Source organism: Enterobacter cloacae complex sp. BZL2005, from assembly GCF_049238885.1.
GTDB classification, from domain to species: Bacteria; Pseudomonadota; Gammaproteobacteria; order Enterobacterales; family Enterobacteriaceae; genus Enterobacter; species Enterobacter roggenkampii.
Genome location: NZ_JBMKGI010000001.1, coordinates 619,430 through 636,576, shown reverse-complemented (window position 1 = coordinate 636,576; position 17,147 = coordinate 619,430). Strand labels below are relative to the sequence as shown.

16 protein-coding genes are annotated in these 17,147 nt (G+C 59.0%); 10 read left to right on the top strand and 6 right to left on the bottom strand.

Features of this window, described 5'->3' with window-relative positions; all coding sequences use genetic code 11:
• Positions 1-75 precede the first annotated feature (75 nt).
• Together modF and modE are read right to left on the bottom strand one after the other, a co-directional pair.
• A complete protein-coding gene (gene modF, locus ACOTXI_RS03230) occupies positions 76-1,548 on the bottom strand; it encodes a molybdate ABC transporter ATP-binding protein ModF (RefSeq protein ID WP_421633865.1) in 1,473 nt (490 codons plus the stop codon).
• Positions 1,549-1,615: 67 nt separating this feature from the next.
• Positions 1,616-2,404 (bottom strand): molybdenum-dependent transcriptional regulator, encoded by a 789-nt coding sequence (gene modE, locus ACOTXI_RS03225; protein WP_058654740.1) that lies wholly within the window; start codon positions 2,402-2,404, stop codon positions 1,616-1,618.
• A gap of 127 nt (positions 2,405-2,531) precedes the next feature.
• On the opposite strand from modE, the gene ACOTXI_RS03220 reads away from it, so the two are divergent.
• The 4 genes from ACOTXI_RS03220 to modC all read left to right on the top strand — a co-directional run bounded on the left by ACOTXI_RS03220 (position 2,532) and on the right by modC (position 5,383).
• Positions 2,532-2,681, top strand: coding sequence for an AcrZ family multidrug efflux pump-associated protein (locus ACOTXI_RS03220; RefSeq protein ID WP_008501118.1), 150 nt, complete (start codon positions 2,532-2,534; stop codon positions 2,679-2,681).
• A gap of 178 nt (positions 2,682-2,859) precedes the next feature.
• On the top strand, positions 2,860-3,633 hold the full coding sequence (gene modA, locus ACOTXI_RS03215) for a molybdate ABC transporter substrate-binding protein (protein WP_058654738.1): 774 nt from the start codon (positions 2,860-2,862) through the stop codon (positions 3,631-3,633).
• A complete protein-coding gene (modB, locus tag ACOTXI_RS03210) occupies positions 3,633-4,322 on the top strand; it encodes a molybdate ABC transporter permease subunit (protein ID WP_023326931.1) in 690 nt (229 codons plus the stop codon). The genes modA and modB overlap by 1 nt, the downstream gene beginning before the upstream one ends.
• A gap of 2 nt (positions 4,323-4,324) precedes the next feature.
• On the top strand, positions 4,325-5,383 hold the full coding sequence (gene modC / locus ACOTXI_RS03205) for a molybdenum ABC transporter ATP-binding protein ModC (RefSeq protein WP_008501121.1): 1,059 nt from the start codon (positions 4,325-4,327) through the stop codon (positions 5,381-5,383).
• Here the strand turns inward: modC and ACOTXI_RS03200 are convergent, their stop codons facing one another.
• Positions 5,384-6,202, bottom strand: coding sequence for a pyridoxal phosphatase (locus tag ACOTXI_RS03200; RefSeq protein WP_008501122.1), 819 nt, complete (start codon positions 6,200-6,202; stop codon positions 5,384-5,386).
• 140 nt (positions 6,203-6,342) lie between these two features.
• On the opposite strand from ACOTXI_RS03200, the gene pgl reads away from it, so the two are divergent.
• Entirely contained in the window at positions 6,343-7,338 is a 996-nt protein-coding gene (gene pgl, locus ACOTXI_RS03195) for a 6-phosphogluconolactonase (protein ID WP_023292974.1), read from the top strand.
• A 123-nt stretch (positions 7,339-7,461) separates the two neighbouring features.
• Here pgl and ACOTXI_RS03190 read toward each other — a convergent pair whose 3' ends face one another.
• Positions 7,462-8,745 (bottom strand): putative acyl-CoA thioester hydrolase, encoded by a 1,284-nt coding sequence (locus ACOTXI_RS03190; RefSeq protein ID WP_058654736.1) that lies wholly within the window; start codon positions 8,743-8,745, stop codon positions 7,462-7,464.
• Between the two features lie 224 nt (positions 8,746-8,969).
• Here ACOTXI_RS03190 and hutI point away from each other — a divergent pair, with 224 nt between their 5' ends.
• The 5 genes from hutI (at position 8,970) to hutH (ending at position 15,214) form a co-directional block, all read left to right on the top strand.
• Positions 8,970-10,193 (top strand): imidazolonepropionase, encoded by a 1,224-nt coding sequence (gene hutI / locus ACOTXI_RS03185; RefSeq protein ID WP_058654734.1) that lies wholly within the window; start codon positions 8,970-8,972, stop codon positions 10,191-10,193.
• Positions 10,190-11,128: a formimidoylglutamase gene (gene hutG, locus ACOTXI_RS03180; RefSeq protein ID WP_058654732.1), complete on the top strand. Its 939-nt coding sequence runs from the start codon at positions 10,190-10,192 to the stop codon at positions 11,126-11,128. Before hutI ends, hutG begins: the two co-directional genes overlap by 4 nt.
• A 19-nt stretch (positions 11,129-11,147) precedes the next feature.
• Positions 11,148-11,882, top strand: a complete 735-nt coding sequence (locus ACOTXI_RS03175; protein WP_045417467.1) for a histidine utilization repressor — start codon at positions 11,148-11,150, stop codon at positions 11,880-11,882.
• A 126-nt stretch (positions 11,883-12,008) separates the two neighbouring features.
• The gene (gene hutU, locus ACOTXI_RS03170; RefSeq protein WP_008501128.1) at positions 12,009-13,697 is read left to right on the top strand and encodes a urocanate hydratase; all 1,689 of its coding nucleotides are present in this window, start codon (positions 12,009-12,011) and stop codon (positions 13,695-13,697) included.
• Positions 13,694-15,214, top strand: a complete 1,521-nt coding sequence (gene hutH, locus ACOTXI_RS03165) for a histidine ammonia-lyase (RefSeq protein WP_058654730.1) — start codon at positions 13,694-13,696, stop codon at positions 15,212-15,214. Before hutU ends, hutH begins: the two co-directional genes overlap by 4 nt.
• Positions 15,215-15,299: 85 nt before the next feature.
• Here the strand turns inward: hutH and ACOTXI_RS03160 are convergent, their stop codons facing one another.
• Positions 15,300-15,776 (bottom strand): kinase inhibitor, encoded by a 477-nt coding sequence (locus tag ACOTXI_RS03160; RefSeq protein WP_021240999.1) that lies wholly within the window; start codon positions 15,774-15,776, stop codon positions 15,300-15,302.
• 48 nt (positions 15,777-15,824) lie between these two features.
• Positions 15,825-17,114, bottom strand: a complete 1,290-nt coding sequence (gene bioA, locus ACOTXI_RS03155; RefSeq protein ID WP_072205913.1) for an adenosylmethionine--8-amino-7-oxononanoate transaminase — start codon at positions 17,112-17,114, stop codon at positions 15,825-15,827.
• Between the last annotated feature and the right edge of the window lie 33 nt (positions 17,115-17,147).

The following is a 17,147-nucleotide window of genomic DNA, read 5'->3' as shown; positions in this document are numbered from 1 at the left end:
GGCATTGTAGATCAACGGGATAGCAATGTATTAGTGCAGGTTATCTGAAAAACGGAGGGCGGTGCCCTCCGGGGATTAATCGATTTTGCTTTGCCGATAGTAATAGTGCTCACCGTCCGGAACAAACTCCAGGCGATGCGTGATGCAGGAGGGGGCATCTTCGGCATGATGTGAAACGAACAGCAGCTGCGTTTCACCTTCGCTAATCAGGACATCCACAAAGCGACGGATAAGCTGGCGGTTCAACGGGTCGAGTCCCTGCAGCGGTTCGTCGAGGATCAGCAGCGTAGGGTGTTTCACCAGCGCGCGAACGATCAGCGCCAGACGCTGCTGCCCCCACGAAAGACTATGAAACGGCGCGTCAGCAACCCGGTTGTCCATGCCCAGAATGTCCAGCCACTGCTGGGCCAGCTTGTGCTGTTTGTCCGACACCGCCTGATAAATGCCGATGGAGTTAAAATACCCGGAGAGGATCACGTTGCGTACCGTGGTACTGACCCGGTAATCCAGATGCAGGCTGCTGCTGACGTAGCCGATATGTTTTTTGATATCCCAGATGGTTTCGCCGCTGCCGCGACGCCGACCGAACAGCGTGAGGTCGTTGCTGTAGCCCTGCGGATGATCGCCGGTAATCAGGCTCAGCAGCGTGGATTTCCCCGCGCCGTTGGGGCCGACAATCTGCCAGTGCTCACCTGGATTGACCGTCCAGTTGAGGTGATTAAGGATGGGGCGATCGTCATAAGCGACCACCCCATCGCGTAGCACGATGCGCGGCTGGTGGGGATCAAGCGCGTGGCGCGCCGACGGGGCGTCGGGTTCCGGAAGGGTAATACCGTCGAGCTGTTCGCTGTGCGCGAGCTGGGCAATCAGCGCCTGCTTAAGCAGCGCGGTTTTTTCGCCGGTCTCTGTCAGGTTACAGTCGGCCAGGACGCCCGCGTGCTGGATAAAGTCCGGAATTTCATCAAAACGGTTAAGCACCAGCACGAGGGTATATCCCTGCTGATTAAGCGACGCCAGCAGAGACGCCAGCTGCGCCCGGGACTGCACGTCAAGACCGTCGAACGGTTCGTCCAGAATAAGCAGTTCAGGTTCGCTCATCAGCGCCTGACAAAGCAGCGTTTTTCGCGTCTCGCCGGTCGAAAGGTATTTAAAGCGCCGGTTCAGCAGAGGGGTGATACCGAACTGTTCTGCCAGGCGCTGGCAGCGGGCGGGATCCTTCACTTCATCCTGAATAATTTCCGCCGTCGTACGGCCGGTATCCTCTTCGCCAGGGCTGAGCAAATCGGTGTTGTTGCGCTGCCACTCGTCGCTGACCAGCTTTTGCAATTGTTCAAACGACAGGCGCGTCAGGCGCGTAAAGTCGCTCTGGTATTCGCCCTTGAGGAGGTTGAGCTCTCCGGCCAGCGCGCGGGCCAGCGCGGATTTACCGCTGCCGTTTGTGCCGACAAACGCCCAGCTTTCACCCGCGCGTAGCGTCAAATCAGCAATTGTCAGCGTTCGGGTATCGCTAAGACGAAACGTGCCTTGCGAAATATGCAATGATGACATGGTTTATCCCTGTTTTTGCAGCACCAGATATCAGGGATACGCACTGTCGGTAAGATTGTCAATGTGCTCAGCACAAAGTGGCGATAATCACCCGGTCCGCGTTGAAATACGCGGTGACGGCAGCACCTTCTTCTAAGTTGTCCGACTCGCTGAGCGGTATGGTCGCGCAAAGCGGCTGCCCATCTGCCAGGATCATCAGCACTTCGCACTGCGCCTGGCCGCGTTCGATATGGCTGATGGTGCCCTGCAGCTGGTTATCTGCTGTCTTTGCCGCGTCGGGATCGCGTGTAATACTGACCCACGGCGCCTTCAGGAGCACCAGCACCTCTTTCCCTTCATCCAGTTCAAGACGTTCCGCGCTTTGCGCCGTTATGGCGGCCTTCAGACGGGTGGTGCCATCGGCAAGCAGGATCTCAATATGCTGCTGTATCTGCAGATTGTCGCGCGCCGTCACCGTACCAAACCACTGGTTGCGGGCGCTGGTTTGTAGCGAGAAGCGGGAAATGGCGGCCAGCAGACTGTCCAGCGGAACGTGATCGTCATCGCTTAACGCATCGAACGCTTTTTGCTGAATCTGGGCCAGCAGATCGTAAAGCTGAATAAGGCGCTGGCCATAACGCGTCACGATTGCACCGCCGCCGCCTTTGCCGCCCGTGGCTCTGTCCACCAGCGGCTGTTCGCTCAGGGTGTTCATGTCGTTGATGGCGTCCCAGGCGCTCTTGTAGCTGATGCCCGCGTTTTTCGCCCCCTGGCTAATCGAGCCCGTTTGTTCTATTTGTTTAAGCAGGGCGATACGTCGCGGATCGGCGAAAAGCTTTTGCTGAAGTCGGAGTGTGAGAAGAATTTCGGCCTGCATAACAGTGTCCTGGCAAAAAGGGTATTGTGACCCAAATGGTGCAGGGCGCAAAGGGTACCGCACAAAAGGGGATGTTTTTCTCAGTTGAAAGGGTAGAATAAGCTGTTCACAATATCTGGAGAAAACCATGTTAGAGTTGTTGAAAAGTCTGGTATTCGCCGTGATCATGGTACCAGTAGTGATGGCCATCATCCTCGGTGCCATCTACGGCCTGGGTGAAGTGTTCAACGTCTTTTCGAACATTGGTCACAGAGACCAGGCTAAAAAGCAGCATTGATTCCCCCCAAAACGCCCGGCTTGCCCGGGCGTTTTGCTCTCAAGATTTTCCCGTTTTCGCCGATACTCTTTAACGCACTACGCCGGTTTACCTCTTCAGCGGTACGATTAAACGCTGGGATCTCCCTGACGTTACCGTTATATTAATGTGTATATAGCGCTACTCACAGGAGTTACAGATGGCACGTACATGGGTACGCCTTTTTGCAGGGGCAACATTGACGCTTTCCCTTACCGGACACGCGCTGGCGGATGAGGGTAAAATCACGGTCTTTGCGGCGGCGTCGCTGACCAACGCGCTGCAGGATATCGCGGCGGCGTATAAAAAAGAGAAAAACGTCGAGGTGATCTCCTCTTTTGCCTCTTCTTCGACGCTCGCTCGCCAGATAGAAGCGGGCGCGCCGGCGGATCTGTTCATCTCGGCTGACCAGAAGTGGATGGATTACGCGGTGGAGAAGAAAGCGATTGATGCGGCAACCCGCGAAACGCTGCTGGGGAATAGCCTGGTTGTCGTAGCGCCAAAAGCCAGCGCGCAGGCTGACTTCACCATCAACAAAGAGACCCACTGGATAAGTCTGCTGAACGGCGGGCGCCTGGCGGTGGGCGATCCGGAGCACGTTCCGGCCGGGATCTACGCCAAAGAAGCGCTGCAAAAATTGGGCGCATGGGAGACATTGTCACCGAAGCTGGCCCCGGCGGAAGATGTCCGCGGCGCGCTGGCGCTGGTGGAACGCAACGAAGCCCCGCTGGGCATTGTGTATGGCTCTGATGCCGTTGCCAGTAAGGGTGTGAAAGTGGTGGCAACGTTCCCGGAAGACTCCCACAAGAAAGTGGAATATCCTGTTGCGATTGTTGATGGACATAAAAATGCGACCGTGACGGCCTTCCGCGATTATCTGAAGGGGCCGGAAGCGTCCGCAATCTTTAAACGTTACGGATTTACGACTCACTGATGATATTGACCGATCCTGAATGGCAGGCTGTTCTGCTGAGCCTTAAAGTCTCTTCCCTGGCGGTTGCGCTGAGTTTGCCCTTTGGGATCTTCTTTGCCTGGCTACTGGTTCGCTGTCGGTTTCCCGGCAAAGCGCTGCTCGACAGCGTGCTTCATCTTCCGCTCGTGTTGCCGCCCGTGGTGGTCGGTTATCTGCTGTTAATTTCCATGGGGCGACGCGGTTTTATTGGCGAAAAACTTTACGACTGGTTTGGGCTGACCTTTGCGTTTAGCTGGCGCGGTGCGGTACTGGCGGCGGCGGTAATGTCATTCCCGCTGATGGTGAGGGCGATCCGCCTCGCGCTGGAAGGCGTGGACATGAAGCTCGAACAGGCGGCCCGTACGCTGGGTGCCGGGCGCTGGCGCGTTTTTTTCACCATCACGCTTCCCCTGACGTTACCCGGCATTATTGTCGGGACGGTACTGGCCTTCGCCCGCTCGCTGGGCGAGTTTGGCGCGACCATCACCTTCGTCTCGAACATCCCCGGCGAGACGCGAACGATTCCGTCGGCCATGTATACCCTGATTCAAACGCCGGGCGGAGAAGGCGCCGCGGCGCGGCTGTGTATCATCTCAATCGTACTAGCCCTGGTATCGCTGCTGGTGTCGGAATGGCTGGCGCGGCTGAGCCGTGAGCGGATGGGGAAATAAGCATGCTGGAACTGAATTTCACCCAGACGCTGGGAAACCATACCCTGACGCTTAACGAGACGCTGCCTGCAAGCGGTATCACTGCCATCTTTGGCGTCTCGGGGGCGGGAAAAACGTCGCTGATAAATGCCATCAGCGGCCTGACGCGCCCGCAGTCAGGACGGATTGTATTGAATAACCGCGTCTTAAACGACGTGGAAAACAAGGTGTATCTCACGCCGGATAAACGCCGCATTGGCTATGTTTTCCAGGACGCGCGCTTATTCCCGCACTACAGCGTGCGCGGCAACCTGCGTTACGGCATGGCGAAAAGCATGGCCGGACAGTTTGATAAGCTGGTGACGCTTTTAGGCATTGAGCCACTGCTCGACAGACTGCCCTCGTCGCTTTCCGGCGGAGAAAAACAGCGCGTAGCCATTGGCCGCGCGTTGCTGACCGCGCCCGAACTGCTGCTGCTCGACGAACCGCTGGCCTCGCTGGATATTCCGCGCAAACGTGAGCTCCTGCCCTACCTGCAGCGCCTGACGCGAGAAATTAATATTCCGATGCTCTATGTCAGCCATTCGCTGGATGAGATCCTCCATCTGGCCGACAAAGTGCTGGTGCTGGAAGAGGGCAGCGTCAAGGCCTTCGGCAACCTGGAAGAGGTGTGGGGCAGCAGCGTAATGCACCCGTGGTTACCCCGGGAACAGCAGAGCAGCATTCTGAAGGTGAGCGTGCTGGAACACCATCCGCACTACGCGATGACGGCGCTGGCGCTCGGCGATCAGCACCTGTGGGTCAATAAGATCGACAAGCCGTTGCAGTCCGCGCTGCGTATTCGTATTCAGGCATCAGACGTCTCGCTGGTGCTGCAGCCGCCGCTGCAAACCAGTATTCGAAATATCCTGCGCGCCAAAGTCGCGGAGTGTTTTGATGATAACGGCCAGGTGGAAGTGAAGCTCGAGGTGGGAAGCCGGACGCTCTGGGCGCGCATCAGCCCGTGGGCCAGGGATGAGTTAGGGATCAAACCCGGCCTGTGGCTTTACGCGCAAATTAAGAGCGTCTCGATCACCGCCTGATTACAGCAGGTGGGTATAAATATACTGCGCGATGCTGTCGGTGGTGTTGTCGCCAATCACCACGTTAGCGCGCGCTTTTACCGCGTCGTCGGCATTGCCCATCGCCACGCCCGTACCGACGGCTTCCAGCATGCTGATGTCGTTGTAGTTGTCGCCGAAGGCGATCGCGTCCTGCATTGACCAGCCCTGTGATTCCACATACTGCGTCAGACGCTTGCCTTTGCTGTTGCCTTTGCGGGCAATATCTACCTGATCGTGCCAGGACCACTCGCACTCCAGCCCCAGCGTTTCCTCGACGTGCTTCGCGAAGGTATTCAGTTTGGTCGTGTCTTCATCCGTCAGGGCGAATTTCCAGATAGCCTCAACGTCCTGGGCTGCCTGACGCAGGGAGGATACCTGGGTAAAGACCGGACGCTGCGCTTCAGGCAGGGACAACGCCCAGTTGCTGGTGCGCACCACGTGGCCGGTAGGGCGCTCGTAGACCATTGCGTTATCCACATACATCAGGCCGTGAATGGCATGCTCATCCAGCAGATCAATCAGTTGCAGCGCCTGAGGAACCGGCAGCGGGTCGGAGGCTAAAACCTTTTTTGCCTGATAATCATACAAATAAGTGCCATTACAACAAATTGCAGGTGTATCTAACGCCAGTGCCTGATAAAAAGGGTGAATGGCTACGTGATGTCGACCCGTTACGATAAGGAGTTGATATCCCGCTTCCTGCGCGCGTTTAAGCGCTTCCAGAGAAGAGGGGAGAAGGGTTTTTTGCGGCGTCAGTAAGGTACCGTCTAAATCCAGAGCAATCACACGCGAGGTCATCTGTTTTCCCGGGTTAATATTGAATTTACGTTTTGATGGGATGGTACACCGAGAGGCGAATGCTTCAAAATTCCTGTCGACAATTCAGCATTCACCGTCAAAAGTTAATTACTTTCATGCGCAGTGAGGAGTGAATATTCATGAAACAAACCGTTTATACCGCCAGTCCTGAAAGCCAGCAGATCCACGTCTGGCGCTTAAATACCGAAGGGACACTCACGCTGGTTCAGGTTGTTGATGTGCCAGGCCAGGTACAGCCGATGGTCATCAGCCCGGATAAACGTTTCTTGTACGTGGGTGTGCGCCCGGAGTTTCGCGTGCTGGCCTATCGCATCTCTCCGGACGACGGCGCGCTGACTTACACTGCTGAAGCGCCGCTGCCGGGCAGTCCAACCCATATCTCAACCGATCGTAAAGGCAACTTTGTCTTCAGCGGCTCGTATAATGCGGGCTGCGTCAGCGTAACGCGTCTGGAAGATGGCATTCCGGTCGAAACCGTGGATGTGGTGGAAGGGCTGGAAGGCTGCCACTCGGCGAATATCTCTCCGGATAACCGCACGCTGTGGGTGCCTGCCCTGAAGCAGGATCGTATCTGCCTGTTCACCCTGAGCGACGATGGTCACCTGGTGGCGCAGAATCCAGCTGAAGTCACGACGGTAGAAGGCGCGGGCCCGCGTCATATGGTCTTCCATCCGAACCAGCAGTACGCCTACGTGGTCAACGAACTGAACAGCTCCGTGGACGTATGGGAGCTGAAAGATCCAAACGGTCAGATTGAGTGCGTGCAGACGCTGGACATGATGCCGTCTGATTTCTCCGACACCCGCTGGGCGGCGGATATTCACATTACGCCAAATGGCCGTCATCTGTACGCCTGTGACCGCACCTCCAGCCTGATCACCGTGTTTAGCGTTTCTGAAGACGGCAGCGTGCTGGCGATTGAAGGCTTCCAGCCGACGGAAACCCAGCCGCGCGGCTTTAATATCGATCACAGCGGCAAATACCTGATTGCGGCGGGGCAGAAATCCCACCACATCGCGCTGTATGAAATTAAAGGCGAGCAGGGGCTGCTGGAAGAGAAAGGGCGCTACGCCGTAGGCCAGGGGCCGATGTGGGTGGTGGTTAACGCTCACTAAGTGGCTTAAAACAAAAAACCTCGCGAATGCGAGGTTTTTTTATGCCCGGTGGCAGTGCGTTTACCGGGCTTACATAACCTGTAGGCCGGGTAAGGCAAAGCCGCCACCCGGCAAAAGGACAGCTTACTGCTTCGGCTCAGCAACCACTTTGCTACCCAGACCGCGGTTGTTGTACTCCCACATGCGGTTGAAGTTAGCGTCGTTCAGGTTGCGCTGCACGTTCCCTTTATCGTCCACCGCACCGGTATTGCCGGAGAAGGGACGTTTAGAGATCGCCGCATCCGCCCACGGCTTCGCCATGTTGAAGCCTTCGTTGATCGCGCTGTCGCGGATCACAACCTGACCGTTGGTCGCCGCGTCCACGTCCAGGGAGCGTCCCAGCTGCGCCACGCCGTCACCGGCAGCGTTAAAGCGGCTGTTCACGGCCAGGAAGCCGAAGAAGAGGTTCGACGGGGTTGCCGGAGCAAACACGTAACCTTCCTGCTGGGTACGTGAGTTCACCACGCGGAAATCGGTGTTATCAAATACCACCGCGCCGCGGCCGGAGACCAGATCCACGTCACCTTCAACGTAGCTGTTGGTTACCAGCGTACGGGTCAGACGGTTATTCTGCAGGGTGTTCTGCACGCCGCTGTTGGTCACGAAGAAGGTGTTCTGACGACCCAAAATGTTGACGTTGTTAATCTGCACCTTATCGCCATCGCTGCGCAGCGCGACGGCCTGGTGGTTACCGGCGTCAACGCTGTCGCCCAGGGTATTCTGAATGGTCAGGTTCTGCAGCTGCAGACCGTTATTCTGGGACCAGAACACCGCAGAGCACATCACGCCAACCGTGGCGGAACGCTTGCTCTGACAGTTATCAAACATGTACCACGCCGGTTTGCCCGGCATATATTTACCGGCCGGGTTCACCAGGTGACGCCAGGTGTTGCTGTCGATTTCAGAATCAATCGCCAGGCCAATTTTTACGTCGATTGCTTTTTCGCCCAGACCGTAAAGCGTAATGCTGCCCGGTGCCGCCGGAACATACACGGTGCCTTCATATTCGCCTGGCAGGATCGCGATGTACTGGCGAGACGCGCTGTGTTTCGTGATGGCAGCATCAACCGCAGCCTGAATAGAGGTATGCGTTACGCCCTGCGCACCTGCCGGGCCAACCACGAAGTCAGGCTGTTTCGGCAGGTTAATAGAAGACGGGGTCCACGGCGCAGCGTTAGGATCCATCGACGAGAAGTAGTGCGCACGGTCGAAGTTCTTCGCTTCATCAGCGGACAAAATCGGGCGGGAGGCGGTACCGGGCGCGACCTGCTCAGAAGGGCGCTGATCCGGTGGGGTTGAACTGCATGCGGATAAGGTCACGCCAAAGGCGAGCGCTAACGCCAGACGGGAAATCCTGGAAATGTTCAAGGTGAAGCTCCTGGGTATGCAAGTCTTTACGGGATAGACGAAATAGCCTGCTTTTTTATACTAAGTTGAGCGAAACGGGAAGATAAAAAGGGTAAAAGTTGCATTTTTAGCCCTGGAGCGGCGGGTAAGTGATCACAAATAAATAACATTTTCCGCAAACTCGGTTGACAGCAGACAACAGATGAAAATAAATGTCTATACAACCCATGACAAGTGGAAAGCCCATGCAGCAGATTCATCCTGACGATGTGATATGGCGAAATGCGCGACTGGCTACGATGGCGCCGGACGTCCGTGCGCCCTATGGACTGAAAGATCAACACGCCCTGGTTATACGGGGTCAAACTATCCTGGCCGTGATACCTGAATCTGACATTCCGGCCGGACACACTCACTGTGTCGATCTTCAGGGTCGTCTGGTCACCCCGGGCCTGATTGACTGCCATACCCACCTGGTGTTTGGCGGCGATCGCGCGGCGGAGTGGGAGCAGCGTCTGAACGGTGTCTCTTATCAAACCATCAGCGCCCAGGGGGGCGGGATTAACGCGACCGTGACGGCGACGCGCAGCAGTTCACCCGAAACCCTGCTTAAGCTGGCACAGCAGCGGCTTCAGCGTCTGATGAATGAAGGCGTGACCACGATTGAAATCAAATCGGGATACGGCCTCAACGCCGAGGCCGAAGAGAAAATGCTGCAGGTCGCACGCCAGCTGAGCCTCAATAATCCGATCGATATCAGCCCAACGCTGCTGGCGGCCCATGCCGTTCCGCCGGAATACCGACAGGATCCGGATGCCTACCTCACGCTGGTCTGCGAGCAAATATTGCCCACGCTGTGGCAAAAAGAGTTGTTTGAAGCGGTCGACGTGTTCTGTGAAAACGTCGGCTTTACCCCGTCGCAAACCGAGCGCCTCTTCAAGGCGGCGACCGCGCTCGGTATTCCGGTGAAAGGGCACGTCGAGCAGCTGTCGAATCAGGGCGGTGCGGCGCTGGTCAGCCGGTATGAAGGACGCTCAGCCGATCATATCGAATATCTTGACGACGCAGGCGTTCAGGCGATGGCGCAAAGCGGCACGGTTGCGGTCCTGTTGCCGGGCGCGTTCTATTTTCTGCAGGAGCGCCAGCGTCCGCCGGTGGAACAGCTCAGAAAACAGGGCGTGCCGATGGCGGTCGCCACCGACTATAACCCCGGCACCAGCCCGTTTGCCAGCCTGCACCTGGCGATGAACATGGCCTGCGTCCAGTTTGGCCTGACGCCCGAGGAAGCCTGGGCTGGCGTCACGCGCCATGCCGCGCAGGCGCTGGGCCGCGGGGAAACCCACGGACAGCTGCGGGCCGGGTTTGTCGCCGATTTCATCATCTGGGATGCGCATCATCCGGTAGAGATGGTCTACGAGCCGGGACGCAATCCGCTGTATCAACGTATTTTCCGTGGGGAGGCAGTATGAGGTTATGGCGGCCCGTCGCCGAAACGGTCTGGCAGGGGCGCGACGACAGCGCCGAGGCCAGCAACGCAACGCGCATTTTCCAGACGATACGGCAGCAGGGGGCGTTCACGCCGCTGGCATCCGGCATTGCGATGATAGGCTTTGAATGTGATGCAGGGGTAAAACGCAATCAGGGCAGGCCCGGCGCCGTGCAGGCGCCTGATGTGCTGCGTAAGGCGCTGGCAAATATGGCAAGCCATCTGGGACACGAGCGGCTGGCGGATATGGGGTCGGTTTACGTTGAAGGTGACGACCTGGAAGCGGCACAGCAGGCGTTAAGCGATGCCGTGACAGCCTGCCAGCGCTCCGGGATGCGCACGCTGGTCTTTGGCGGCGGACACGAAACCGCGTGGGCGCACGGTCGCGGCGTGCTGGACGCCTTCCCGAACGAGCGGGTTGTCATTATCAACCTGGATGCCCATCTCGATCTGCGCAAGGCCGACCGGGCGACGTCCGGCACGCCGTTTCGCCAGCTGGCGCACTACTGCGCTGAGCGCGGGCGGGCATTTCAGTACGCCTGCTTTGGCGTGAGCCGGGCGGCGAACACGCAGGCGCTGTGGGATGAGGCTGAACGCCTGAACGTCACGCTGGTGGAGGATCTCCATTTCAGGCGCGATGCGCTATCCGCGCTGGAAAAGGTGCTGGCCCAGGCCGATCGCGTCTACCTGACAATCGATCTGGACGTCCTGCCCGCCAGCGAAATGCCTGCCGTTTCCGCTCCGGCTGCGTTAGGCATACCGGCACTGGATCTCCTCCCCGTCATCGAACAAATCTGCCGTAGCGGTAAGCTACAGGCCGCCGATCTGGTAGAGTTTAACCCGCAGTTCGATCGGGACGGGCAGGGCGCAAAGCTTGCCGCCCGTCTGGCCTGGCAAATTGCTCACTGGTGGGCATAACACTATTCAAGGAGTCACGATGTTTTCACGCTCACCCTTGCCGCCGTCGAGCCCTCCCGCGCCTTTCTACGAAAAGGTGAAGCAGGCGATCAGCGAAAAAATCGCCACCGGCGTCTGGCGGCCGCACGACCGCATTCCCTCGGAGGCCGATCTGGTGGCGCAGTTTGGCTTTAGCCGGATGACCGTCAACCGGGCGCTGCGCGAGCTGACCGACGAAGGGCTTCTGGTGCGCCTGCAGGGCGTCGGGACGTTTGTGGCGGAGCCGAAAGGGCAGTCCGCCCTGTTTGAAATCCGCAGCATTGCGGACGAGATTGCCGCGCGTAATCATCAGCACCGCTGTGAGGTGCTGGTGCTCGAAGAGACCCAGGCCAGCGCCGAGCAGGCGGTAGAGCTGAATGTTAAAGAAGGCAGCCGCATCTTCCACTCGGTGATGGTGCATTTCGAAAACGACATTCCGGTGCAGATTGAGGATCGCTGCGTGAACGCCGAACGGATACCGGACTATCTGAACCAGGATTACACCCAGACCACGCCGCACGCCTATCTCTCGCTCGTCGCACCGCTGACGGAAGGAGAGCACATTGTGGAAGCCGTGCGCGCCACGCCGCAGGAGTGCGAACGGCTGCGCATTAAAGAGCACGACCCGTGCCTGCTGATCCGCCGTCGAACCTGGTCCTCGTCGCACATCGTGTCACATGCCCGGCTGCTTTTCCCGGGGAACCGTTACCGGCTGCAGGGCCACTTTATGTCATAAGTTTTATAAGCGTGATCGCTAACGCAATATAACAAAATTGTATATTTTTTGTTAAATCTGACCTTGTGTGTGCTTGTCTATACAAGTATATCTAAATGCATCATCTGTCCCGTATAGGAGCACACAATGTCGTCAGGTAAATACCGCCAGCAGGACGTCCGCGCCGCGCGCGGCACCACCCTTACCGCCAAAAGCTGGCTCACCGAAGCCCCGCTGCGCATGTTGATGAACAACCTTGATCCTGAGGTGGCGGAAAACCCCCACGAGCTGGTGGTCTACGGCGGCATAGGCCGCGCCGCGCGCAACTGGGAATGCTATGACGCCATTGTTAAGGCACTGACCGAACTCGAAAACGACGAAACCCTGCTGGTGCAGTCCGGCAAGCCGGTTGGCGTGTTTAAAACCCACAAAAATGCCCCGCGCGTGCTGATCGCCAACTCTAACCTCGTGCCGCACTGGGCCACCTGGGAACACTTCAACGAACTCGACGCGAAAGGGCTGGCGATGTATGGCCAGATGACCGCCGGGAGCTGGATCTACATCGGCAGCCAGGGGATCGTGCAGGGCACCTACGAAACCTTCGTGGAGGCCGGTCGCCAGCACTACAACGGCTCGCTGAAAGGCCGCTGGGTATTGACCGCCGGTCTTGGCGGGATGGGCGGCGCGCAGCCGCTGGCCGCCACGCTGGCCGGCGCGTGCTCGCTGAACATTGAGTGCCAGCAGAGCCGCATTGATTTCCGTCTGCGTACCCGTTACGTCGACGAACAGGCCGAGAATCTCGATGACGCGCTGGCGCGCATCAAAAAATACACGTCCGAAGGCAAAGCGGTGTCGATTGCCCTGTGCGGCAACGCGGCGGACATTCTTCCTGAACTCGTTGCCCGCGGCGTGCGCCCGGATCTGGTCACCGACCAGACCAGCGCCCATGACCCGCTGCACGGCTACCTGCCAAAAGGCTGGTCGTGGGAAGACTATCAGCAAAAAGCGGAGATCGACCCGGAAGGCACGGTGCTTGCCGCGAAACGCGCCATGGCGGAACACGTCTCCGCGATGCTGGCCTTCAGCCAGATGGGCATTCCGACCTTTGACTACGGCAACAACATCCGCCAGATGGCGAAAGAGATGGGCGTGAGTAACGCCTTCGACTTCCCGGGCTTCGTCCCGGCCTATATCCGCCCGCTGTTCTGCCGCGGCATCGGTCCGTTCCGCTGGGTTGCCCTGTCCGGTGACCCGGAGGATATCTACAAAACCGACGCCAAAGTGAAGGAGATCGTCGCGGATGACGAGCATCTTCACCACTGGCTGGACATGGCCCGCGAGCGCATTAACTTCCAGGGCCTGCCGGCGCGTATCTGCTGGGTAGGGCTGGAGTGGCGTCAAAAACTGGGCCTCGCCTTCAACGAAATGGTGCGCAGCGGTGAAGTTTCCGCGCCGATCGTCATCGGCCGAGACCACCTGGACTCCGGCTCCGTCGCCAGCCCGAACCGCGAAACCGAAGCCATGCGCGACGGCTCGGACGCGGTCTCCGACTGGCCATTGCTGAACGCCCTGCTCAACACCGCCAGCGGCGCGACCTGGGTGTCGCTGCACCACGGCGGCGGCGTGGGGATGGGCTTCTCCCAGCATTCCGGGATGGTCATCGTCTGCGACGGTACCGATGAAGCCGCCGCGCGTATCGCCCGCGTGCTCCACAACGACCCGGCCACCGGCGTGATGCGTCACGCGGATGCGGGTTACGAGATTGCCATTGACTGTGCCAAAGAGCAGGGACTTAACCTGCCGATGATCCCTGCCACACAAGGAAAGCATGAATGAACGCGTTAACACTCACTCCCGGCTCACTGACGCTCAAGCAGCTGCGTAACGTCTGGCGTCAGCCGGTCACCCTGTCGCTGGATGAAAGCGCCCACGCCGCCATTAACGACAGCGTGGCCTGCGTTGAAGCCATCGTTGCCGAAGGGCGCACGGCTTACGGGATTAATACCGGCTTTGGGCTGCTGGCGCAGACCCGCATCGCGACGCACGATCTGGAAAACCTGCAGCGTTCGCTGGTGCTGTCGCACGCGGCGGGCGTGGGTCAGCCGCTTGACGATGAGATTGTCCGTCTGATGATGGTGCTCAAAATCAACAGCCTGGCGCGCGGTTTCTCCGGCATTCGCCTGAGCGTGATTCAGGCGCTGATGGCGCTGGTTAATGCGGAGGTCTATCCGTGGATCCCGGCGAAGGGCTCCGTCGGTGCCTCCGGCGATCTCGCGCCGCTGGCGCACATGTCGCTGCTGCTGCTGGGCGAAGGCAAAGCGCGCTGGCAGGGCGAGTGGCTGCCTGCGAAAGAGGCGCTGAAAAAAGCCGGCTTAACGCCGATCACGCTGGCGGCGAAAGAGGGGCTGGCGTTGCTGAACGGCACTCAGGCATCGACCGCCTTCGCGCTGCGCGGCCTGTTTGAAGCGGAAGATCTGTTTGCCTCGGCGGTGGTGTGCGGTGCGCTGACCACCGAAGCGGTGCTGGGCTCGCGTCGCCCGTTCGATGCCCGCATCCACGAGGTGCGCGGTCAGCGGGGACAGATTGATGCCGCCGCGATGTACCGTCACGTGCTTACCGACACCAGCGAGATCGCGGAGTCACACCACAACTGTGAGAAGGTGCAGGATCCGTATTCCCTGCGCTGCCAGCCGCAGGTGATGGGCGCGTGCCTGACGCAGCTGCGCCAGGCGGCGGAGGTGCTGCTGGTGGAGGCCAACGCGGTGTCCGATAACCCGCTGGTGTTCGCCCAGGAAAACGAGGTGGTCTCCGGCGGTAATTTCCACGCCGAGCCGGTGGCAATGGCGGCGGATAATATCGCGCTGGCGATTGCCGAAGTCGGCGCGTTGTCCGAGCGCCGCATCGCGCTGATGATGGATAAACACATGTCCCAGCTGCCACCGTTCCTGGTGCGTAACGGCGGGGTCAACTCGGGCTTTATGATTGCTCAGGTGACGGCCGCAGCGCTGGCAAGCGAGAACAAGGCGCTGTCGCACCCGCACAGCGTGGACAGCCTGCCAACCTCGGCCAATCAGGAAGATCACGTTTCGATGGCACCGGCTGCAGGACGTCGTCTGTGGGAGATGGCCTCCAACACCCGCGGCGTGCTGGCGGTGGAATGGCTGGCTGCAAGTCAGGGTATCGATCTGCGTGAAGGGCTCAAATCCAGCCTGCTGCTGGAGCAGGCGCGCCAGGTGCTGCGCGAGCACGTCACGCATTACGATGATGACCGCTTCTTTGCCCCGGATATTGATAAGGCGATGCAGCTTCTGGAAGAAGGGCGGCTGGTGGGGCTGTTACCTTCGGTGCTGTGATTTTTTTGCCCGGTGGCGCTGCGCTTACCGGGCCTACGAGTACGAAATCCAGGCCGGGTAAGGCGTAGCCGCCACCCGGCTTTTTTTACGAATACATCGCCGTAATCGACGCGCTCCCCAGAGAATGGAAATGCACGTTAAACCCGACCATCGCGCCGCTCGCGCCTTCATCGACCTCAATTCTCTCCACGTCCAGCGCGTGCACCGTGAAGATATAGCGGTGGGTTTCCCCTTTTGGCGGCGCCGCGCCGCCGTAGCCCGCTTTACCAAAGTCAGTACGCGTCTGAATGGCACCTTCAGGCAGGGCAACCAGGTCTGAACCGGAACCCTGCGGCAGCACGCGCGTGTCGGCAGGCAGGTTCGCCACAATCCAGTGCCACCATCCGGAACCGGTTGGCGCATCCGGGTCATAACAGGTCACGACAAAGCTTTTGGTGCCTGCCGGAACCTCGTCCCACGCCAGGTGCGGGGAGATGTTATCGCCCTGATACCCCATGCCGTTGAAAACGTGCCGTTCCGGCAGCTTTTCACCGTCGCGCAGATCTTTACTGATGATTTTCATACGGTTTACCCTCGTTGATCGCTCGTTCAGCAAGTGTAATGCATTGGGTTAAATCGTGAAATGCGCGGGAATGTTAACGGCTGTTACAACCGCGTCGGTTAATTTTCGAAGCTGCTCTGGCGTGATGCTGTACGGCGGCATCAGATAGATAAGCTTGCCGAAAGGCCGGACCCACACGCCCTGGTCCACGAAGAAGCGCTGCAGCGCCGCCATATTCACCGGATGGGTGGTTTCAATCACCCCAATGGCGCCCAGCACGCGCACGTCCGCCACGAAATTCGCGCCCGAGGCGGCGCTCAGCTCCGATTTCAGCTGCGCTTCTATCGCCGCAACCTGCGTCTGCCACTCGCCGCTCTCCAGAATCGCAAGGCTTTCACTCGCCACGGCGCAGGCCAGCGGGTTACCCATAAACGTCGGGCCGTGCATAAAGCAGCCGGCTTCACCGTCGCTGATGGTGTCGGCCACCTGGCGGGTCGTGAGCGTGGCGGAGAGCGTCATGGTGCCGCCGGTCAACGCTTTACCGAGGCATAGAATATCCGGCGCAATACCCGCATGTTCGCAGGCAAACAGCTTGCCGGTGCGGCCAAAGCCGGTGGCGATCTCATCGGCAATCAGCAGAATGCCCTCGCGGTCGCACATCCTGCGAATACGCTTCAGCCATTCCGGGTGGTACATCCGCATTCCGCCCGCGCCCTGCACGATCGGTTCAAGAATGACGGCAGCAATATCGTGACGATGCGCCGCCATCAGTCGGGCGAAGCCGACCATGTCCATCTCGTTCCACTCGCCGTCGAAGCGGCTCTGCGGCGCAGGGGCGAACAGGTTTTCAGGCAGATACCCCTTCCACAGGCTGTGCATGGAGTTGTCCGGATCGCACACCGACATCGCTCCGAAGGTATCCCCGTGATAGCCGTTGCGGAAGGTGAGGAAACGCTGGCGCGCTTCGCCCTTCGCATGCCAGTACTGCAGCGCCATTTTCATCGCCACTTCCACCGCCACGGAGCCGGAATCCGCCAGGAACACGCACTCCAGCGAGTCAGGCGTCATCGCCACCAGACGGCGGCATAAATCCACCGCGGGCTGGTGGGTGATCCCGCCAAACATCACGTGCGACATCTGGTCAATCTGCGCCTTCATCGCCGCGTTCAGGCGCGGGTGGTTATACCCGTGAATCGCCGCCCACCAGGAGGACATCCCGTCAACCAGCCGCTCGCCGCTGGCGAGGTGCAGCTCGCAGCCGTGGGCGGAGGCCACCGGATAGACGGGAAGGGGGCGGGTGGTGGAGGTGTAAGGGTGCCAGATATGCTGCTTGTCGAAGGCGAGATCGTCCAGGGTCATAATCGACTTGTAAACCATTTTGAAAAGTTTTAG